17 protein-coding genes are annotated in these 22,730 nt (G+C 32.1%); 4 read left to right on the forward strand and 13 right to left on the reverse strand.

All coding sequences use genetic code 11. The annotated features are described in order from the left end of the window. Window positions 1–138: 138 nt before the first annotated feature. The 3 genes from rny to HY951_17160 form a co-directional block, all read right to left on the reverse strand. Entirely contained in the window at window positions 139–1,674 is a 1,536-nt protein-coding gene (gene rny, locus HY951_17150; protein MBI5541791.1) for a ribonuclease Y, read from the reverse strand. Window positions 1,675–1,907: 233 nt separating this feature from the next. Then, a complete protein-coding gene (locus HY951_17155) occupies window positions 1,908–2,213 on the reverse strand; it encodes a cell division protein ZapA (protein MBI5541792.1) in 306 nt (101 codons plus the stop codon). A 9-nt stretch (window positions 2,214–2,222) separates the two neighbouring features. Next, window positions 2,223–2,453, reverse strand: a complete 231-nt coding sequence (locus HY951_17160; protein ID MBI5541793.1) for a hypothetical protein — start codon at window positions 2,451–2,453, stop codon at window positions 2,223–2,225. Window positions 2,454–2,689: 236 nt separating this feature from the next. On the opposite strand from HY951_17160, the gene HY951_17165 reads away from it, so the two are divergent. Genes HY951_17165 through HY951_17175 form a run of 3 tightly spaced genes read left to right on the forward strand, consistent with a single transcriptional unit; the run spans window position 2,690 to window position 5,196 of the window. Continuing rightward, window positions 2,690–3,790: an anhydro-N-acetylmuramic acid kinase gene (locus tag HY951_17165; protein MBI5541794.1), complete on the forward strand. Its 1,101-nt coding sequence runs from the start codon at window positions 2,690–2,692 to the stop codon at window positions 3,788–3,790. A 12-nt stretch (window positions 3,791–3,802) separates the two neighbouring features. Then, on the forward strand, window positions 3,803–4,939 hold the full coding sequence (locus HY951_17170) for an iron-containing alcohol dehydrogenase (GenBank protein MBI5541795.1): 1,137 nt from the start codon (window positions 3,803–3,805) through the stop codon (window positions 4,937–4,939). A 14-nt stretch (window positions 4,940–4,953) separates the two neighbouring features. Beyond that, window positions 4,954–5,196 (forward strand): CDGSH iron-sulfur domain-containing protein, encoded by a 243-nt coding sequence (locus HY951_17175; GenBank protein MBI5541796.1) that lies wholly within the window; start codon window positions 4,954–4,956, stop codon window positions 5,194–5,196. Window positions 5,197–5,227: 31 nt separating this feature from the next. Here HY951_17175 and HY951_17180 read toward each other — a convergent pair whose 3' ends face one another. From HY951_17180 to mltG, 5 genes are all read right to left on the reverse strand, one after another. Beyond that, the gene (locus tag HY951_17180; protein ID MBI5541797.1) at window positions 5,228–5,794 is read right to left on the reverse strand and encodes a hypothetical protein; all 567 of its coding nucleotides are present in this window, start codon (window positions 5,792–5,794) and stop codon (window positions 5,228–5,230) included. Then, window positions 5,791–6,909: a T9SS type A sorting domain-containing protein gene (locus HY951_17185; protein ID MBI5541798.1), complete on the reverse strand. Its 1,119-nt coding sequence runs from the start codon at window positions 6,907–6,909 to the stop codon at window positions 5,791–5,793. The genes HY951_17180 and HY951_17185 overlap by 4 nt, the downstream gene beginning before the upstream one ends. Window positions 6,910–7,008: 99 nt before the next feature. After that, window positions 7,009–8,469 (reverse strand): hypothetical protein, encoded by a 1,461-nt coding sequence (locus HY951_17190; GenBank protein MBI5541799.1) that lies wholly within the window; start codon window positions 8,467–8,469, stop codon window positions 7,009–7,011. Between the two features lie 22 nt (window positions 8,470–8,491). Next, window positions 8,492–9,907, reverse strand: coding sequence for a phosphoglucomutase/phosphomannomutase family protein (locus HY951_17195; protein ID MBI5541800.1), 1,416 nt, complete (start codon window positions 9,905–9,907; stop codon window positions 8,492–8,494). 214 nt (window positions 9,908–10,121) lie between these two features. Further along, entirely contained in the window at window positions 10,122–11,183 is a 1,062-nt protein-coding gene (gene mltG, locus HY951_17200; GenBank protein ID MBI5541801.1) for an endolytic transglycosylase MltG, read from the reverse strand. Window positions 11,184–11,298: 115 nt separating this feature from the next. Here mltG and HY951_17205 point away from each other — a divergent pair, with 115 nt between their 5' ends. Beyond that, a complete protein-coding gene (locus tag HY951_17205) occupies window positions 11,299–12,030 on the forward strand; it encodes a DUF2807 domain-containing protein (GenBank protein MBI5541802.1) in 732 nt (243 codons plus the stop codon). Here the strand turns inward: HY951_17205 and HY951_17210 are convergent. From HY951_17210 to rpoB, 5 genes are all read right to left on the reverse strand, one after another. Beyond that, window positions 12,027–13,211, reverse strand: coding sequence for a glycosyltransferase family 2 protein (locus HY951_17210; protein MBI5541803.1), 1,185 nt, complete (start codon window positions 13,209–13,211; stop codon window positions 12,027–12,029). The two genes, HY951_17205 and HY951_17210, sit on opposite strands and share 4 nt — an antisense overlap. A gap of 93 nt (window positions 13,212–13,304) precedes the next feature. Beyond that, on the reverse strand, window positions 13,305–14,132 hold the full coding sequence (locus tag HY951_17215) for a hypothetical protein (GenBank protein MBI5541804.1): 828 nt from the start codon (window positions 14,130–14,132) through the stop codon (window positions 13,305–13,307). A gap of 69 nt (window positions 14,133–14,201) precedes the next feature. Beyond that, on the reverse strand, window positions 14,202–14,522 hold the full coding sequence (locus tag HY951_17220; GenBank protein MBI5541805.1) for a DUF3467 domain-containing protein: 321 nt from the start codon (window positions 14,520–14,522) through the stop codon (window positions 14,202–14,204). Between the two features lie 9 nt (window positions 14,523–14,531). After that, window positions 14,532–18,818, reverse strand: coding sequence for a DNA-directed RNA polymerase subunit beta' (gene rpoC, locus HY951_17225; protein ID MBI5541806.1), 4,287 nt, complete (start codon window positions 18,816–18,818; stop codon window positions 14,532–14,534). A gap of 51 nt (window positions 18,819–18,869) precedes the next feature. Continuing rightward, window positions 18,870–22,679, reverse strand: coding sequence for a DNA-directed RNA polymerase subunit beta (rpoB, locus tag HY951_17230; protein ID MBI5541807.1), 3,810 nt, complete (start codon window positions 22,677–22,679; stop codon window positions 18,870–18,872). Window positions 22,680–22,730: the final 51 nt, after the last annotated feature.

Genomic DNA, 22,730 nt, shown 5'->3' on the forward strand with positions numbered 1-22,730 from the left:
TTTCAACTTGTGCCAAAACTACTATCTTTTTAAATTTTAATGTTGTATAGTAGCACAAGTCACAGACTTGCGCTACTATTTGAAAAATAAAAAAAGCTGTCCTTTTGAGGCAGCTCTTAATTTTTTTTAATTTGTTATTTACTTAGCGTATGCAACAGCTCTTGTTTCGCGAATAACAGTTATTCTTATTTGTCCTGGATAAGTAAGTTCATCCTGAATTCTGCGAGCTAAATCATATGATAATGTTTCAGCATCTTTATCGTTAATCTTTTCGCTGCCAACAATTACTCTAAGCTCACGACCAGCCTGAATAGCATATGTTTTAAGCACACCAGGATATGAAAGCGCAAGATTTTCTAAATCTTTTAATCGTTTTACATATGATTCGGCAACTTCACGACGTGCACCCGGGCGAGCTCCACTAATGGCATCACAAACCTGTACAATTGGTGAAAGTAAACTTGTCATTTCGATTTCATCATGATGCGAACCAATTGCATTGCATATTTCTGCTTTTTCTTTACAACGCTCAGCAATGCTTGCACCAAGTAAAGCATGAGGTAATTCAGGATTTTCGTCAGAAACTTTACCAATATCATGAAGTAAACCAGCACGTTTTGCAGTAACCGGATTTAATCCAAGTTCTGATGCCATAATAGCACATAGGTTAGCACATTCGCGTGAGTGATGTAATAAATTTTGACCGTATGAAGAACGATATTTCATTTTTCCAACCAAACGAATAAGTTCTGGATGTAATCCATGAATACCCAAATCTATTGTTGTGCGTTTACCGGTTTCAACCATTTCTTCTTCAACCTGTTTGCGAACTTTCTCGACAACTTCCTCGATGCGTGCAGGGTGAATTCTTCCATCGGTAATCAACTGATGAAGAGCTAAGCGTGCAATTTCTCTACGAACCGGATCAAAAGCAGAAAGCACAATTGCTTCAGGGGTATCGTCAACAATAATTTCAACACCTGTTGCAGCTTCCAAAGCTCTAATATTGCGACCTTCGCGACCAATAATACGCCCTTTAATTTCATCATTTTCGATATGAAAAACTGTAACAGAATTTTCAACAGCAGCTTCTGAAGCAACACGCTGAATAGTTTGAATTACAATTCTTTTAGCTTCTTTAGAAGCAGTCATTTTTGCTTCTTCCATAGCTACATTTACAAAAGCCATTGCAGAAGTTTTTGCTTCATCTTTTAAAGATTCAATCAATTGAGATTTTGCCTCTTCAGCTGAAAGTCCGCTGATTGTCTCAAGTTTTTCTAAATGTGCATTTTTCTGTTTTTCAAGCTCTTCTTTTTTCTTTTCAACCTTTTCGGTTTGCAACTTAAGATTATTCTGAAGTGTTTCAACTTCTTTACGGTTTCTCTGAACTTCTTCAATTTTCTGAGATAATGAAGCTTCTTTTTGAATTACACGTTGCTCAGCCTGAAGTACTTTCGCACCCTTTTCGTTAACAAATTTTTCGTGATCAGATTTTAACTGGAGAAATTTTTCTTTTGCTAAAAGTTCTTTTTGTTTTCTTATAACTTCGCCTTCTGCCTCTGCTTCTTTTATAGCTTTTTGTGCCTTTGTTGCCAATGCTTTATCCCATAAAAAATAAGAGACAACACCACCAGCAGCCAACGCTATAATTCCAACTACAATTGTTAGTACCATATTATATATTTAAAAAAAATTAATAAAAAAACCCGTACTGCCTTCTTTATCATTTTAGAAAACCCAATATCACATGGGCGGGGCTAACCGTTTGCTTCTGGTTTCCACTGTTCCAAAAGGAATCTTGCAAGCAAGATGAGGCCTACCATAGACATCTCGAGAATCACCCCTAGTTTGATTCTGTTGATTTTTAAAACGAATAAAGAATTACGTACGGGCTGTATCGTTTTATGTTAAAGAACGTTCTGCTCTTTTTGCAGGTAATCTTCCAACTCTTTGTCAATCTCTTTAATTTGTTCTACGAACGGAGCGATATTTTGTTTTTCTTCAAACTCAGTTAATTTAGTTACATACTGCAAAACTGCCATAGCTAAAAAATCCTGTCCATCCTTATCTGTATACAACTTCTTATATTGTAACACAGTATCATTTATTCGCTTCGCTGCTTTTCTTACCTGCTCTTCTTCCATTTTTTTTATTGTAAGCGGATAATACCTGTCGGCTATATTTACTCGTATTGTGAGTTTTTCGTCGTCCATATTATCTTTTTACTTGTTTAAAAGAGCTATACAATTATCAACCTCCCGCACAATTCTATTTATTTTTATTTGGGCATCATGTATTTCTGATCCCGAAATATCAATTATTTTACCAAGTTTAAGGTTTTCGTATTTTTGTTCAACTTGCTGAATTAAAAGCTTTTTTTCATTAAGTTGTAACTCCAATTCTTCCTTATTTTTTAAAAGAACGTTATTTTTTGTTTTTTCTTCGTTTACCATTACAATGAGTTTGAATATCTTGTCTTTTAGAGAAATAATCAAATCATCGTAGTCAGTATTCATTTATTCCATTTTAACACAAAGATAATGTTCAATAAGCAAAAAAAAAAGGAATTATTCTTATAAATCTTATTTGTCTTATATATTGCAACTTATACCTAAATTAAAATTTAGTATTTTTTTAAAAGAAAGCATATTATAAAACCCATTTTATTTCTATTTTTATGGTTGTATAAATGAAGATTCAAAACTCATATTATTCTATTGGGATAATGTCGGGCACATCGCTTGACGGAGTAGATATTGCATTATGCCTTTTTGATTATAAATTAAACGTATGGCATTATAAACTTTTAAAATCAGCAACTTTTGCATATACAAAAGAATGGAAAGACAAATTAACCAATGCTCCAAATCTAAGTTCTTATGAATTTATAAAACTTCATAAAGAATATGGAATTTATCTGGGGTCATTAGTAAACAGATTTTTAAAAGGGTTACCAATAAAAATCAGTTTAATTGCCTCACACGGACATACAATTTTTCATAATCCAGCCGAGAATATTACTTTTCAAATTGGTGACGGGCATTTTATTGCATCTGAAACTGGTATAACAACAATCAGTGATTTCAGAACTATGGATGTTGCAATGGGTGGACAAGGCGCACCATTAGTTCCAATTGGCGACGAAATGCTTTTTGCAAATTATGATTTTTGCCTTAATCTTGGCGGGATTGCAAATGTTTCATTTAAAAAAGATGAAAAAAGAATTGCTTTTGATATTTGTCCAGTGAATATGGCTATAAATTATCTTGCAAACAAAGCTGGAAAAGAATTTGATAAGGATGGTTTTATTGCAATGAAAGGAAAAATAAATATTGAATTATTAGTCACACTAAACACACTAAATTTTTATAATTTACCTACCCCAAAGTCGTTAGGAAGAGAGTGGTTTGAAACTGAGTTCTTACCATTAATTAAAAACGAGAAGATTAGTATAGAAGACAGGATTAGGACGGTTTGCGAGCATGTTTCAATTCAGATAGGCAAAGTGTTGCCTGGAGATAAACAACGTTCAATATTAACAACAGGTGGTGGTGCATTAAATAAATATTTGGTGCAAATTCTTGAACAAAACTCCATTCACCAATTTGTTGTTCCTGTAAGAGAAGTTATTGAATTTAAAGAAGCTATTATATTTGCTTTTCTGGGTGTTTTAAGAAATCGTAATGAAATTAACATACTTGCATCGGCAACAGGTGCTAAAACAGATTCAATCGGAGGTGTAATTCACAAAATTAGCGCTGAACACACACCTATTAAGAAATTATTCTAATTATTTAACATTATGGAAAACTTTACTGTAAATAATCCAACTCGATTGGTATTTGGGAAAGGAGTTTGCGAACAAATACCCGGGCATATTATAAATTATGGCGAAAAAGTATTATTAGTTTATGGAAAAGGGTCAATAAAAAATAATGGCATTTATAACGAAGTAAAACAACAGTTAGAGAAAGCAGGTAAAATAATTTTCGAATTTGAAGGAATAAAATCAAACCCTTTAGTAAGTGATGTAGAGAATGCAATTAAAATGGGAATTAAAAATAATGTAGATTTTATTTTTGCTGTAGGTGGTGGAAGTGTAATTGATTCTGCAAAAATAATTGCTATTTGTATTCCCGAAAATCATGATCCATGGCAGGTAATGAAATTCAAAGTTAAACCAACAAAAGCATTGCCTTTAGTAACTGTATTGACACTTGCTGCTACAGGAACTGAGATGAATCAGTTCTCTGTTCTGCAAAATCCTATAACAAAAGAAAAAGTGGGCTTTGGCTCACCATTAGTTTACCCAGCAATTTCATATTGCGATCCGTCTTTTACATTAAGCGTTTCGAGAGATTATACCAGCTATGGTATTGCCGACATTATTGCACATTCATTAGAAGCATATTTTGGTGAAGGAGACGCTGTGCTTTCTGATAGATTTGTTGTCAGTATTATTAAAGAAATGGCTGAGGCAGGTCCAAAATTACTGAACAACCTAAACAATTATTTGCTCAGAGCAAGGGTTTTGTGGGCTTCAACATGTGCATTAAATGGTTTAACTTTTTATGGAAGAAAATCAGGTGATTGGGGAGTTCATGATATTGGGCATGTAATTTCATTACTTTACGACACACCACACGGAGCTTCATTGTCCATTGTTTTTCCTGCCTGGATGAAATATAATTCAGAAAAATTAGATGCTAAACTTTTATGGTTAGGACAAGAAATATTTAATGTTACAACTGTAGATGAAATAATAAGTTCTTTTGAAGATCTGTTTACAAAATTAAACTCTCCCATAAGACTTTCACAAATTGGTATTTCAGATTCGATGAAAAAGGAAATCACGGATTTACTTATTAAAAACAATGCAACAGGCATGACAGTTAAACTTGACAGCAAAGCACTTGAAGAAATAGTAAAATTAATGTAATTTGTTATAGACTGATGGAATCACCAAGAAAAGCAGGAAGTAAACCAATAGAAGTTGAACTAATTAATGGACGTATTTATTCCTGGTGTTCATGTGGTTTATCATTTAAGCAACCATTTTGTGACGGAGAACATATGGGTACAGGAATTAAACCAAAAGTTTTTAAAGCAGAAAAAAGTGGATCGCATCATTTATGCATGTGTAAACAGACTGGCAATATTCCATTTTGCGATGGTACGCATAATACAAAAATTTAATTTATCACATAACAATTAGCCCAAATTTTAATCACTTCTTAAAATAAAACTCCATATTTTTATCGGGCATAAAATCTTTTTTATTCCAGAAATAAATTCTTATTTCATTAAATATTTGAGTGCTATCAGGGCTATATGACATTTTTGTAATTTCTAGTTTTACTGGAACAATTAATTTATAAGATACATTCTCGAAAGGTTTTCCCCATTTCTGAGTAGTTTTTAATATATATTCTGCTTTATTTTTATCTATTTTTTGCCTGTAATAAATACGATATTTTGCTATACCGTAAGCGTCAATATTTATTTTAAAAGAAGCTCCTTTTTGAGATTTATTTGTAATTATGTTTACATTGTCAGTTTTGACGTTTGCAGCAAAAACCGTATCAACATTCCCATATAAACTATCAACAGGGAAAGGATAAAACAATATCTGATTTATTTCTTTATTACCATTGTTACAAAAATGATAAATTCCATCAACATAAAGATAGTTGTCTTTAATTTCAAATGTTAAATCTTCTTTATAAAACTGAAGACCTTGAGAATATAAGAATTTTGGAAAAACAAATAACAAAATAACAACTACTATTTTCACTTTGTGATTATAAGTTTATTTGTTGCAACTTTTTTTCCGTCAAGCTCAAGATTATAATAATAGACACCTGAAGCAACTGTTTTATTATAACATTTTCCATCCCATTCAACCGAATACTTATTTTGTTTACCAGAAATATCTACTGGCAATATCCGTATCATTTCACCTGTTGAATTGTAGATTTTAATCAATGTATTTGAATTGTGAGTATTATCAGGCAATTCAAATGAGATTGCAGTTTTTCCATTGGAAGGATTTGGGAAACAGCTTAATGAAAAATTTTGATTTATTGACATTAATACTACACGGTTTAAAAGAGTATCTAAAGTAAATTCATAATAATTTAGAGAATCAGGTTCAATAAAAACTATAGTATCTAAAAGCAAAGAGGATGTGGTAAAAAGTTGAATAAGTTGCTTTCCACTTTTTAAATAAACATTAAACTTACCAGAAGTATCTGTAACACCATGGTCAAATTCAATTTCACAAGCTCCCATACCTGCATAATAGAAATCATGATTATTGCTTATGAGAATACCACTAATTGGATTATGCATTAAATCGAAAACTTTACCTTTACAAGTTCCCATAAAATCGGTAGCCTGATGAGCATTAATACCAATACTCGGAATATTTTCCTTTACTAAACGATAATTTGTTTCAAATTGTCCCAACATAAAGCTCCAACAACTATAAGTTTGATTTACAATAGACTGTCCGGCAATAGGAGAACTTATAGAATAAGTAAGATTACTGCCAAAGCTAATTCCATCAATTAAATATGTATCAGAAAATATTGTTTTTTCAATATTAATAAAATCTCCTGTTCTAAATATTTTAAGCAGTGTTTGCAAACTATCTTGAGTAATCACAATAATACTTCCCTGTGTTATATGAATCCCATTTTTAAAAAGAGCAGTTCCAAATGAAGTTGTAATCTGATATCCATCAAGAATTGTATCATAATTAAAAGTCGGGTTGAAACACAATTCGAGGTACCAAATGGAATCGTTAACTAAATAGAATTCACTTATTATAGGAGGTGGAGTTATTGGATTTGCCTTAATAATGCCTATAGAAAATAAGAACATTAATGAGATAATTATTTTTTTCATATATAACCTTTATAATTCAGACAATAAAGATATTCAAAAAGATGCAACTTAAATATATGTTATTTAACAATCTAAATAAATTCTCCGTTCTTATTAAACTTATTTTGAATTAGTCAATTTATATCTGCACAATGTTGCATTTGCTAAAACAAAAGGTTCTTCTTGTTTTATTAATGTTCTTCCAAATTGAACAATTGTGTCCGGATATGATTCAAACCACAAATCTTTAATAAGATAAATTTTTTCTTGTTTAAAAACTTCATCAACCAATTTATAATTCCTTACACACGCCTGATCGTGAGGGGTAGCTTTAATTACATCAGGTTTATTAATTGAACAAATATATGAATTCCAATAATCTCCGATAATACCTATTTCGCCTAACTTATCAAGCTCTGAGATAATTTCAGAATATGGTTTAAATGGGTGAAACCAAATATATTTTACAGTAAAAAGAGTACCGAAACTACCTATAATTACAGTTACTAAAAGAACATATTTTACTAAATAATATTTAATTTTGCTTAATTCAAGATTCTCAAAAAGAACAAGAATAGCAACTGAAAGCGAAATATAAGTGCAATTAAAATATCTTCTTGGAACACCATTCATAAATGTCCATTTAGTTATCATAATTACAATAAATATTACAATAACATCAATTAACAAGAATATAAAAAGTCTTTTTGATAACAACTCCTTAAATCTAATATTTTTCGAAAACCAAATAAATAAAGCCACCGTAAATAGTGCCAGATATGAATATATACTGGTAAATGTTTCATTAATTTTAAAAAGGAAAATGTCATTTAAAGATTTTGCGAAAATTTTAAAAGTCTCAATAATTTCTTCTGGTTTACTTAATAAAGTATAATCGGTTCTGTTGGCTGAATTACTTTTAGCATAGAAGATAAAACATGAACCTAACAACGTACAGAACAACAGATAATAAATAAATTTATTATTTAAGATTGTTTTTAATGAAAAGTCTTTAAGGAAATAATACAAATACAGAAACACAAATAAAGCAACTGAAACCAATGCCAGATCTGAATCCCAGACAGCAATAATAAATGATAACATTGCAAATAGAAAAAAAAGGTGACTCTTAATATTGCTACTATTTTGTTTTAAAATAAAGTAAATACCTAAAAACAAAAACATATACTGAATACTCAAAGTTAATTGAGTAACTTCAACTTCCCTTGCCGGTGGCAAAAACAAAATTAACGCAAGCATTAACTTCGTGAAATAGTTCTTAAAAAAAGATGAGATTGAGAAAAATCCGATTATTAAAATTAAATAATGAACAATGGCTTCAGAATAAATTGCAGATAAGTGAAATAACTTGTTTGGTATTTGAGCAAACAATGGAATAACTGAGCCCATTCTATCCTGCCCCCAGAAATAAATATCATCTGGCAAATTAAAATAATGAACCATTAAAATGGTAACGGCATTATCAGAATTTAACCCTGGATAAAAGACAGAAGAATATATTCTAAACGAAATAATAACAATAATCAAAAAAGTTAAATAATATGCAATCTTCTTAATCAAGTTATTATTATTTGCTAATTCTTTAAGTATTTAAACTATTGACTGCCTTTAAAGCCTCTTCATGAAATTTAATTAACCTTTCCGGAGTTGAAGTCTCGGCATATAATCTCAATAAAGGCTCGGTTCCTGAGGGGCGAATCATTATCCACTCATTTTCATTTATAAAATATTTATATCCATCAAGTGTTTCAAGATGCTCAACTTTAAACTCTCCAAACTCTTTAAACATATCGTTTTTACAAGCCTGAATAACTTTATTCTTTACCTTATCTTCAATTTTTAAATCGTTTCGACTATAAAAGAAAGTGCCTGTTATTTTGTAAATCTCATCTATTATTTGCGTAATGTTTTTTCCGGTTTCATTCATAAATTGCCAGATTGTTAAACCCATCCAGACTCCATCACGTTCAGGGATATGACCTTTGCAAGTAATACCACCAGACTCTTCGCCACCAACAAGAACATCTTCATGCAACATTACCTTACAAATATCTTTAAACCCAATTTTAACACGCTGCACAGGAATATTGTATTTTTCGCAAAGCTTCTCAACTTTTACAGTACTTGAAAAACCTGTAACAACTTTCCCTTTTAATTTCTTATATTCTGCAAGATAGTATGTTAAAATTAATATAATAAGATGTGAATTAATGTAGTTTCCTTTGCCATCATAAAGTGCAATACGGTCAGCATCACCATCTACAGCTAAACCACAATCAATTTTTCCACTGTTTGCTATAAAATTACTGAATTCTAATAAATTTTTATGTAATGGTTCAGGTGCAATACCGCAGAATGAGGGGTTATTTTCGCAATGCAAAAGAGCTATATCAGGAAAAAGTTTTCTCATAACATTTTGCCCTGCACCATACATTGCATCAAAAGCGAATTTAAATTTTGATTTGCGAAGTGCTTCAATATCAAAGTTTGCATAAACATGATTTAAATACATTTCTTCTAAATCAACTACTTTAATAAATCCAGTTTTGATTAATTCATCTATTTTTAAAGACTCAAGAACCAATCCATGTTCTTCAGGAATTATTGCCTCAATTTCTTTTGTTCCTTCTTCTAACAAAGGACCTCCGTGATCACCCTTTAGTTTGTAACCATTATAATCAGGAGGATTATGACTTGCAGTAATCATTATGCCAATCTGAGCTTTTTCCTTCACAACAGCTAACGAAACAGCAGGAGTAGAAACAGCAGAATTGCATAATTTTACTTTTATTTCATATTTTGCTAATACTGTTGCTACAGTTTCGGCAAACATTTTTCCACCAAAACGAAAATCATAACCAACAACTGCAGTAGGGTTTTTATATTTTTTATTTAACCAGATAGCAACCGCAACACTTACTTTAGCTACATTATCTACAGTAAAGTCTTTTGCAATAATAGCCCTCCAACCATCTGTTCCAAATTTAATTTTTGTCATAATTTATTATGTTTTTAACCATAAAGCGCTAAGTTCGCAAAGGTATTTAAAATTTTGTTTAAGTTATTTGTGATTCTTTGTTGATTGTCCAATATTTTTCTTTCTAAAATATTATTTATTTGCGTCTTTGCTTGTTTTTTTTTATTTTCTCGCAAAGATCGCTAAGGTCGATAAGATATTTTGCGTTGCGCTCTTTGCGTCTTTGTGTAATATTTTATTTTATCTTTCTTTTATTTAATGCATTTCTATACCTAGTAGCATTTTTCTCGTGCTCATTTAATGTTTTAGCAAAATTATGATACCCCGAGAAATCTTCTTTTGCACAGAAATAAATATACTGATGTTTAGTATAATTTAGAACTGCATCTAAAGTTTTTGGCCAGGGAATACATATTGGTCCCGGAGGTAAACCCTGATAACGATAAGTATTGTAAGGTGAATCTGTCTCAAGATGTTTTTTTAATACACGCTTCAATGTAAAATCTCCAACTGCATAAATAACAGTAGGATCTGCCTGCAAAAGCATTCCCTTTTTTAAACGATTAACATAAACACCAGCGACATCTGACATTTCATCATTTTTATATGTTTCCTGCTGAACTATAGAAGCTAAAATTGAAACTTCAGTCTGAGTCATTCCAGCATTACTTGCATTTTGTTGCCTTTCGTCATTCCAGAATGCTTTATACTCTTTTGCCATTCTTGCAAAAAACTCATCAGCAGAGGTATTCCAATTAAATTCATATGTATTTGGAATAATCATAACCATAATAGTGTTTTTTGTAAAACCAAATTTCTCGGCAAAACTTTCACTTTCAAACAAATCAACAATTGTTGCTGAATCAACTTCAAGATTTGCTCCTATTTTACCGGCTAATTCTTCCTTTGTTCTAAAACCTCTTATTACTAGATTTACAGGCTCTTGCTCACCAGATCTTAATAAATTAATGAGTTCATTATTACTCATATCATTACTTATTTTATACTTACCGGGCTTAATGTGGTCAACATAATTTTTTTGCTCGGAAAGCCATTCAAAGGATGAGACATCTAACAATAAACTATCCTTGTTTAAAATCTGAAGTAAATCATTAAAGTTAGAACCTGTTGGAATATACAAATATGTTTTTTGTTTTGTAGTTTTTACATTGGGGAAATAAATTTTTTTATAGTATGAATATCCAGTAATCCCACCAATTATAATTGACAAGAACAGAATACTTAAAATAATTTTAAGTATAAATTTTAGTTTTGATTTTTTCTTTGCTTTTGCCACTTTAAAAAATAATTACAAAGATAAACCGATTTAATTTTAAGTTTCTAAAATTTGACATAATTATTAACTATTCATATTTCATGTATTTTTAGTAATTTTAACTTTCGCAAAAATTATGTATAAACTTTATTACTTGCTAATTCTGGTCATAGTTTTTGGTTCGTGTTCAAAAGGACATCGTTGTGATTGTTTTGTGTCTAATGGCAAAGAATTAGAAGAAGTTAGAGAGTTGTCAGACTTTACTGAACTTGAAATTGAAAATGTTTTTGATATTAAATTAAAAGTTGATACAATAAATCAGATTAGAATAATTACAGGCAAAAACTTGATTAAAGGTATAGAAACTGTAGTTGAAAACAATCGACTTTATATAAAGAACACAAATAAATGCAATTGGTCGAGAAAATTTATTGGAAAAATAAAACTTGAAATTTCGCTAAATAATATTTCTTACATAAATTTAATGGGAAGCTCAGACATTAGTTGCACAGACACGCTTTATGGCAACGAACTTAAAGTTGATGATTGGGCAGATATTTCAAATGTGAATCTTACTCTAGATTACAATTCGTTAATTTATGCTCTTCATGCAGGTACTGGTAACATTATACTTAAAGGAAAAGTTATTTCAGCAAACTATTGGAATAACGGCTATAGTAATTTTGATTTTAACTATTTAATTACAAATAATTGCAATGTAATGTCAAACTCAACCGGATTTACAAAAATTAATGTAAAGGACGAACTAAGCGCAAAGCTTTTTAATTCAGGTAATATATACTTGGAAGGTAACCCATCAAAAATTACATCCACACAAAATGGGTCGGGTGAGTTAATAAGGAATTAACTAGACCGTTTGGCACGTTCCCAATTTACTGATTGGTTACCTTTTATATATCTAAACAAACCAAGCCAGGAAGCATAATTCATCATAAAAATATAATATGGAACAAAAAGTATTTTTAATTTAATATTCATACTTTGCATTATCCATCCGAGTAATGTTATAATATAGTACAAAAGTTGCAATAAAAATAAAACTGAGTAAACAGTTAATTGATTATAACCATCAAAATATACTAATAATAAATTAATAATAAATAATAGTGGTAATGCAAATGGAACAATAAGCCAACGAGAAATCTTATGCGAAACAAACTGAAAAGTCAATCTAAAATCATGAAAAGGATTTAATGCTTTTGTTAAACGAAAAGTTGACTGAACAGCTCCGGCAGCAATTCTTACCTTTCTTTTCAATTCTTCTTTTACATTTGCTGATGAAGATTCATAGGCATATGCTTGAGGTACATATTTTATCAAATTGCCATTAATTGCAATCCTCATCGACATTATAAAATCATCAAGAAGTGTATCAGGTTCTACTTCATTAAAAAGCTCTGTACGAATTGCAAAAAGCTCACCTGCAGCACCAACAGTAGTATAAAACTCAGAATCCATTTTCTTTAAAAAAGATTCATATTTCCAATATATCCCTTCACCCGATCCTGCTGCGGAATCAACTGATTTATCAAAAATTCTTTTTTCACCGGCAACACAACCAACTATTGGGTCATCAAAAGCTCTTACAATCTCTTTAATGCTATTTTGCGATAGCATAGTGTTAGCATCACAGAAAACCACAATTGGAGTTTTAATTGTTTTCATACCACGATTAATGGCATTTATTTTTCCTGCTCTTTCAGAATTATGTAAAACAGTTATATTATTATATGTTGAGAGTAATTCAGGAGTTCCATCATTTGATCCATCAGTGACCCATAAAAAGTGAAGTTTCTCTTTTGGATAATTTAATAGAACACTGTTTTTTACTTTCTCCTCAACATAATCTATTTCATTAAATGCTGCAATAAAAAGTGTGACTTCTGTTTCTTCGGAATTTATTTCTGGTTTATTTTTACTAAACAATCTTTTTAAGGCAACTAAAATATATAGCAAAAGCCCATATCCTACATAAGAATAAAATACCATTATCAGCAAAAACCAGAATAATATCTGAAGGGTTAGCATCAAAAATCTTTTTGGTAAAGTTATATAGTTAAAACATAAAAAAAAACCTCACCTGAATTAAGGCAAGGCGTATTTTATTTTACTATAAAAATATCAAAAATCTATATCAACTGAAATGCCATTAATGGTCACCATGGCTTTTCTATCACATTCACCATTTCCAAAATCAATTATTCTTTTAGCGATATCCTGAGGAATCAATTCAAGCTTACCTTGAGTGATTGTGCTATTCAGACATGAATTATCAAATTTTAAAGAACTTGTTATATTCGATTCATATCCTTTACCATTACAATTAATTCCAGTCTTATTCCCAGATAATAAAAAAACATCATCACTAAAATTATCTATTGTATTTAAACCTGTTACCCATTTTGTTGTATTACTAGAACTCCATTGTGTATGCTTTCCGTTTTCAAAAATTAATTCTGCATTACTAGTAGCTAGAGTAAATGACGGAACACTATCCAAGAACCCATTGAACAAAACCGAAAATGTTCCAATTATTTGAACATTGTTCTCGTAATAATTGTTAGTAGTAATTTCTGCTGAAATTGGACTTGAGGATGGCTCAATCTCCCATTTACTATTTATTACAGCGATTAATTTTCCTTTACGTAATTTACCATCAGAACAATTTATACCATTACAATAATCAAGAATTAAAGTTTTTGGAAAAGAATCTAAAGGGTAAAGTGGAGTAATTGAAACAATAATATTAGAATCAACATTTGTTTGCTTTGCACCTAAAAATACTAAAGCATAGCTATTTACCGTTGAAAAAACACTCTGAACTGCATTGTCAGCACTTATATCATCAATCACTGACTGATAATCATTATCAACAACCAACTCTTCTTTTTTACAAGAAAATTGTAAAACTAATGAGAAAATAAAAATTATGATTGCCAGTTTCTTCATTTTTTTCTATATGAAACACAGCAAATAGACTTATAATATAATACTAAGGTTGCACTAATAAATAACGATTTATGCTTCACCTGCAGGACCTCCAAAGGTCATTGGCATAATTGGTCCCTGTTCGGTAACTTTTACGTTACCAAACTGAGACTCAAATTTTGCTACATTTTCCTTAAGAGCTAAAAGTAAACGCTTTGCATGTTCAGGAGTTAAAATAACTCTTGATTTTACTTTAGCCTTAGGTACACCAGGCATTATTCTAACAAAATCAATAACAAATTCTGAACTAGAATGTGTAATAACCGCTAAATTAGAATATACACCCTGAGCGGTTTCCTCATCCAATTCAATATTTATTTGCCCTGTGTTAATATTTTTATTGTCTTCCATATTTATTTACTATTCTGAAACTTCAACTCCGCGTTTACGAGTAGTCATATTTTCTAGTTCTTGCTTAGAACCTACAATCATTTTTGAGTATTCGCGTAATCCAGTACCAGCTGGTATTAAATGTCCAACAATAACGTTTTCTTTTAATCCTTGTAAGTAATCTATTTTACCTCTGATTGCTGCTTCGTTTAGAACTTTTGTTGTCTCCTGGAATGATGCAGCAGACATAAAACTCTTTGTTTGAAGAGCAGCTCTGGTAATACCTTGTAAAACCTGACTTGAAGTTGCTGGAACTGCGTCTAAAGCGGTAGCAAGTTTCTTATCTTTACGTTTTAACATTGAATTTTCATCACGTAATTTACGAGCAGTAATAATCATACCTGGTTTCAAAACTTCTGAATCGCCAGCATCTGTAATGATTTTTTTGTCGTAAATCCAATCGTTTTCTTCCATAAAATCAAGTTTATCAACTAATGATTTCTCTAAGAAACGAGTGTCGCCCTGATCTTCAATATGTACTTTACGCATCATTTGACGTACAATAATTTCAAAGTGTTTATCATTAATCTTAACACCCTGAAGTCTGTACACTTCCTGAATTTCATTTACAATATATTCCTGAACAACAGTTGGTCCTTTGATTGATAAAATATCATTTGGTGTTATTGCTCCATCTGATAATGGTGTACCAGCACGAACATAATCACTTTCCTGAACAAGTATCTGTTTTGATAAAGGAACAAGATACTTTTTAACCTCACCGGTTTTTGAAGTAATTACAATTTCGCGATTACCTCTCTTTATTTTACCATAAGATACTTCACCGTCAATTTCGGCAACAACAGCAGGATTTGACGGGTTACGAGCTTCAAATAATTCGGTTACTCTTGGTAAACCTCCAGTGATATCACCAGATTTTCCAACAGCTCTTGGTATTTTAACAAGTACAGTACCTGTCTTTATTTTATCGCCCTGATTTACAGAAACGTGAGAACCAACAGGGATACTGTAGTTTTTAAGTACATCGCCTGTTGTTGTAACAATTTTAATTGTTGGGTTCTTAGTTTTATCACGGGTTTCAATAATAACTTTTTCCTTAAATCCAGTTTGTTCATCAGACTCTTCGCGGAAAGTAACACCTTCAATCACATTCTCGAAATCAATTTTTCCGGTAGCTTCTGAAATAATTACAGCATTATATGGATCCCATTCACAAATGAGCTCACCTTTTTTAACTGGGGTATTATTTTTAACATATAACTTAGAACCATAAGGTAAGTTATGTGTCATTAATACGATACCTGTTTTCTTGTCAACAATTCTCATTTCAGCTAAACGACTAACAACAACGTCATATGAAGCATTCTTGTCTTCACTGTATTCAACTGTTCTAAGTTCGTCAACTTCAACTATACCTTCATAACGAGCTACAATATTTGATTCAGATGTAATATTAGCTGCAACCCCTCCAACGTGGAATGTACGAAGAGTAAGCTGTGTTCCTGGTTCACCAATTGATTGTGCTGCAATTACACCAACAGCTTCACCCATTTGAACCATTCTACCGTTTGACAAGTTTCTGCCGTAACATTTAGCACAAACTCCCTTTTTAGATTCACAGGTTAATACCGAACGAATTTCTACATGTTCTATTGGTGACTCCTGAATTACTTTAGCTATATCTTCAATAATTTCTTCACCTGCTTCAATAATTAACTCACCTGTATTTGGGTGATATATGTTATGAACAGAAACTCTACCCAATATTCTATCATATAATGTTTCTACAACTTCTTCACCTTTTTTAAGTGTTGATGCTATTAATCCACGTAATGTTCCACAATCATTCATAGAAATAATAACATCCTGTGAAACGTCAACTAATCTACGTGTTAAATATCCAGCATCAGCTGTTTTCAAAGCTGTATCTGCAAGACCTTTTCTGGCACCGTGAGTAGAAATAAAATACTCAAGTACTGAAAGCCCTTCTTTAAAGTTAGCTAAAATTGGATTCTCAATAATTTCAGAACCAGTTGATCCTGATTTTTGAGGTTTAGCCATAAGACCTCTCATTCCGCATAACTGACGAATCTGTTCTTTAGATCCACGAGCTCCGGAGTCAAGCATCATATAAATCGGGTTAAATCCCTGATTATCTTCTGAAATTTGTTTTAAAACTAAGTTTGTAAGCTTAGCATTTGTATGTGTCCAGATATCAATAATCTGATTATATCGCTCATTGTTTGTGATGAATCCCATATTATAGTTTGACATCACTTCTTCAACTTGCTGATAACCATCATTTACTAACGTTTGTTTTTCAGCAGGAATGATTACGTCATTTAAGTTGAATGATAATCCACCTTTAAACGCCATTTGGTATCCCATACTCTTGATATCATCAAGAAACTTTGCAGCACTTGCAATACCAGTAACTTTTAAAACATTAGCAATAATATCTCTTAACGATTTCTTAGTTAAAAGTTCATTAATATATCCTACTTCTTTAGGTACAACTTCATTAAACAATACTCTACCTACTGTTGTTTCGATTAGTTTTAATTCTATTTTTCCATCAACTAAATCGTAGGTTTTAACTTTAATGTTAGCATGAAGTTCAGCAGCTCTTTCGTTATAAGCAATAATAACTTCTTCAGGAGAATAGAAAATTAATCCTTCACCTTTAATTGGTTTTTCAGGAGTACTTTTTCTAGCCTTTGTAATATAATATAAACCTAAAACCATATCCTGAGAAGGAACTGCAACCGGAGCACCGTTAGCAGGGTTTAGAATATTATGTGAAGCAAGCATTAATAATTGAGCTTCTAAAATTGCGGCATTACCTAAAGGCAAATGAACTGCCATCTGGTCACCGTCAAAGTCAGCGTTGAAAGCTGTACAAACCAAAGGATGCAACTGAATTGCCTTTCCTTCGATAAGTTTTGGCTGGAATGCCTGAATACCCAAACGGTGCAATGTTGGAGCACGGTTTAGTAAAACAGGATGTCCTTTTAGTACATTTTCTAAAATATCCCAAACTACAGGATCACGGCGGTCAACAATTTTCTTTGCAGATTTAACTGTTTTAACAATACCACGCTCAATAAGTTTACGAATAACAAATGGTTTATATAATTCGGCTGCCATATCTTTTGGCAAACCGCATTCGTGTAATAACAAATCTGGTCCAACGACGATTACCGAACGAGCTGAATAATCAACACGTTTACCAAGTAAATTCTGACGGAAACGACCTTGTTTTCCTTTTAAGCTATCACTTAATGATTTTAACGGACGGTTAGCATCGGTTTTTACAGCATTTGATTTACGTGAGTTATCAAGTAAGCTGTCAACAGCTTCCTGCAACATACGTTTTTCATTTCTTAAAATAACTTCAGGAGCTTTAATATCAATTAATCGTTTTAGACGATTATTACGAATAATTACTCTTCTGTATAAGTCATTTAAGTCACTAGTTGCAAACCTACCACCATCAAGTGGAACAAGAGGCCTTAATTCTGGTGGGATAACCGGAATAACTTTTAAAATCATCCACTCAGGACGATTTAGATTTTTAGATTCACGGAAAGCCTCAACAGTTTGTAAGCGTTTTAAAGCCTCGTTTTTACGTTGTTGTGAAGTTTCGGTTTTTGCCTGATTACGTAAATTGTAAGAAAGCTCATCCAAATCAATTATTGAAAGCAACTCATGCAATGCATCAGCTCCCATTTTTGCAATAAATTTATTTGGATCTGAATCTTCAAGAAATTGATTGTCTTTTGGTAAAGCATCAATTATTGCAACATATTCTTCTTCTGTAAGAAAATCCATTTTCTGTAAGCCGTCAGCAGCTTTAAAACCTGGATTAATTACAACATAACGCTCATAATAAATAATTGCATCAAGCTTTTTGGAAGGTAAGCCCAATAACGCTCCAATTTTATTTGGCAATGATCTGAAATACCAGATATGTGAAACAGGAACTATTAATTCAATATGACCTATGCGTTCACGTCTAACTTTCTTCTCAGTTACTTCAACTCCGCAACGGTCGCAAACAATACCTTTATATCTGATTCTTTTGTATTTACCGCAGTGACATTCAAAATCCTTAACTGGACCGAAAATTCTTTCGCAGAATAATCCATCACGTTCAGGCTTATATGTTCTGTAGTTAATTGTCTCGGGTTTAATAACTTCGCCACTGGAACGTTCTAAAATTTCCTCAGGAGAAGCTAAACCGATAACGATTTTCGAAAAAGTACTTTTAACTTTATTATCTCTTCTAAAAGCCATGGCTTAATTTTTTTAAAGTGAAATTCCGGAGTATTTTACTCCGGAAAAAAACTATTCTAAATTAATACTTAATCCTAATCCACGTAACTCATGAATGAGCACGTTAAGCGATTCTGGAATACCAGGTATTGGCATTGGTTCACCTTTAACAATAGCTTCATAAGCTTTTGCACGACCAATAACATCATCTGATTTAATAGTAAGTATTTCCTGTAATATATTTGCAGCTCCGAATGCTTCAAGAGCCCAAACCTCCATTTCACCAAAACGCTGACCTCCAAATTGCGCTTTACCGCCAAGTGGTTGTTGAGTAATAAGTGAATATGGTCCGATTGAACGAGCATGCATTTTGTCGTCAACCATATGACCAAGTTTTAGCATATAAATAATACCTACTGTTGCAGGCTGGTCAAATTTTTCACCAGTACCACCATCGTATAAATAAACACGACCGTATCTAGGTAAGCCAGCTTTATCAGTATATTCATTTATTTCATCAAGGTTTGCACCATCAAAAATAGGAGTAGCGAAAGTCATTCCTAACTCACGACCTGCCCAAGCAAGAACTGTTTCATAAATCTGTCCCAAGTTCATACGAGAAGGTACACCAAGTGGGTTTAGAACGATGTCAACAGGTGTTCCGTTTTCAAGGAAAGGCATATCTTCTTCGCGAACGATTCTTGATACGATACCTTTATTTCCGTGACGACCTGCCATTTTATCACCAACTTTTACAACACGTTTCTGAGCTACATAAACTTTTGCAAGTTTTACAATACCTGCTGGTAACTCATCACCAATTGTAAGATTGAATTTTTTACGTTTAACTTCAGCCTCAATTTCTTTATATTTAATAATATAGTTATTGAGTAAGTCTCTGATTATGTCATTCTTTGCTTTATCGGTAGTCCATTTATTTGGATTAATATTGATAAAGTCAACTATCTGAAGCATTTTTAATGTAAACTTCTCACCTTTAGCAATTACATCAACATTATAGTAATCTTTAACACCCTGAGAAGTTTTACCATTAACTACAACAAATAATTTCTCTATTAAACGTTGTTTAAAGTCAAGGTATTTTTTACTTGCTTCTTCATCAATTTTGTCAAGAAGAGTTTTCTCAGCAACTTTTACTTTTCTGTCTTTTATCTGACGGGCAAAAAGTTTTTTGTCGATTACTACTCCATACATTGATGGTGGAACTTTTAATGATGCATCTTTTACATCACCAGCTTTGTCACCAAAAATCGCTCTAAGTAGTTTCTCTTCTGGAGAAGGATCTGTTTCACCTTTTGGTGTAATTTTTCCAATCAAGATATCTCCTGGTTGTACATAAGCACCAATACGAATTAATCCATTTTCATCAAGATTTCTTGTAGCTTCTTCGCTAACGTTTGGAATATCAGAAGTTAATTCTTCAACGCCACGTTTTGTATCACGAACTTCAAGAATAAATTCATCAATATGCAAGGAAGTAAAAGCGTCTTCTTTTACAAGCTTTTCGTTGATAACGATAGCATCCTCAAAGTTAAAACCTTTCCATGGCATGAAAGCAACCATCAGGTTTCTACCTAATGCTAATTCACCACCTTTAGTTGCATAACCTTCTGTAAGTACCTGACCTTTTACAACTTTCTGTCCCTTTTTTACTACTGGTCTTAAAGTTATTGTTGTATTCTGGTTAGTCTTACGGAATTTTAAAATATTATAAACGACAACGTCATCATTAAAGCTAACGAATCTTTCTTCGTCTGTACGTTTGTAACGAACAACGATTTCTTTTCCGTCAACATATTCTACAACGCCATCAGCTTCTGCCATCAATAATGCACGTGAATCAAGTGCTACTTTTTCTTCTAATCCGGTTCCAACTATAGGAGCCTGTGGTTGAAGCAAAGGAACAGCCTGACGCATCATGTTTGAACCCATAAGAGCACGGTTCGCATCATCATGTTCTAAGAATGGTATTAAACTCGCTGCAATAGATGCAATCTGATTTGGAGCAACGTCCATTAACTGAATCTGATCTTTATCTAGAACTGGAAAATCTCCACGGAAACGAGCTTTAACCTTAGCACTTAAAAACTCACCTTTTTCATTTACTTCAGCATTAGCCTGTGCAATGATTTTTTCTTCTTCTTCTTCAGCACTTAAATAAACTACGTTCTCATCAACTAAGTCAACGCTTCCGTTACCAGCCTGACGATATGGAGTTTCAATAAATCCTAGAACATTGATTTTTGCATAAACGCAAAGTGAAGAAATAAGACCGATATTTGGTCCTTCAGGAGTTTCAATAGGACAAAGTCTGCCATAGTGAGTGTAATGAACGTCACGCACTTCGAATCCTGCACGTTCGCGGGTTAAACCGCCTGGTCCAAGTGCAGATAAACGACGTTTATGAGTCATTTCAGCTAATGGATTGGTTTGATCCATGAATTGTGATAGCTGATTAGTTCCAAAGAATGTATTAATTACTGAAGATAAACTCTTAGCATTAATAAGATCAATTGGAGTGAAAACCTCATTATCACGAACGTTCATTTTCTCGCGAATTGTACGTGCCATACGAGCTAAACCAACACCAAATTGCGCTGATAATTGCTCACCAACTGTACGAACTCTACGATTACTTAAGTGGTCAATATCATCTACATCAGCTTTTGAATTGATAAGCTCAATTAAATATCTGATGATGTAAATAATATCATTTTTGGTAAGAATTTTTGTATCAATTGGAATATCAAGTCCCAATTTTTTATTGATACGATATCTTCCTACTTCACCTAAATCATACCTTTTTATTGAGAAGAACAATTTGTCAATAACGTCACGAGCTGTTTCTTCATCAGGTGGCTCAGCATTACGTAACTGACGATAAATATACATTACAGCTTCCTTTTCAGAGTTACAAGGATCCTTTTGTAATGTATTGTAAATAATTGCAAAATCAGCTAAATTCTGATCTTCTTTATGCAATAATATAGTTTTTGAACCTGAATCAACTATTAGATCAATATGATCTTTATCAATAATTGTTTCACGATCAATAATAATTTCATTTCTTTCAATTGATACAACTTCGCCGGTATCTTCATCAACGAAATCTTCAATCCATGTTTTTAAAACACGAGCAGCAAGTTTTCTGCCGATAAGTTTTTTGATAGCAGCTTTTGATACTTTTACCTCTTCAGCTAATCCGAAAATTTCTAAAATATCTTTATCGCTTTCAAAACCTATAGCACGAAGCAAAGTTGTTACTGGTAATTTCTTTTTTCTGTCGATGTAAGCATACATAACATTGTTAATGTCAGTAGCAAACTCAATCCAAGATCCTTTAAAAGGGATAATTCTTGCAGAATAAAGTTTTGTACCATTTGCATGTACACTTTGTCCGAAAAATACTCCTGGTGATCTGTGTAACTGAGAAACAATAACTCTTTCGGCTCCATTAATTACAAAGGTTCCGCGAGGTGTCATATAAGGAACTGTTCCTAAATAAACATCCTGAATTACTGTATCAAAATCCTCGTGATCAGGGTCGGTGCAATACAACTTAAGCTTAGCTTTAAGAGCTACGCTATATGATAATCCTCTTTCAATACATTCATTAAGTACATATCGTGGAGGATCTACAAAATAATCAATAAACTCTAACACGAAATTATTTCGTGTATCTGAAATCGGAAAATTTTCCTGGAAAACTCTATGTAAGCCTTCCATTTTTCGTTTTTCAGGTGTGGAATTTAATTGAAAAAATTCCTCAAAAGACTTTACTTGAATCTCAAGAAAATCAGGATATTCATACTGATTCTTGGTTGAAGAAAAGCTTATCCTATTATTATTTTTAACAGACATGTAAAACTAAATTAGTTGAAATTCAATAAATATAACGACAAAAAGGCTTAA

It is taken from the genome of Bacteroidia bacterium, from assembly GCA_016218155.1.
Taxonomy (GTDB): domain Bacteria; phylum Bacteroidota; class Bacteroidia; order Bacteroidales; family GWA2-32-17; genus GWA2-32-17.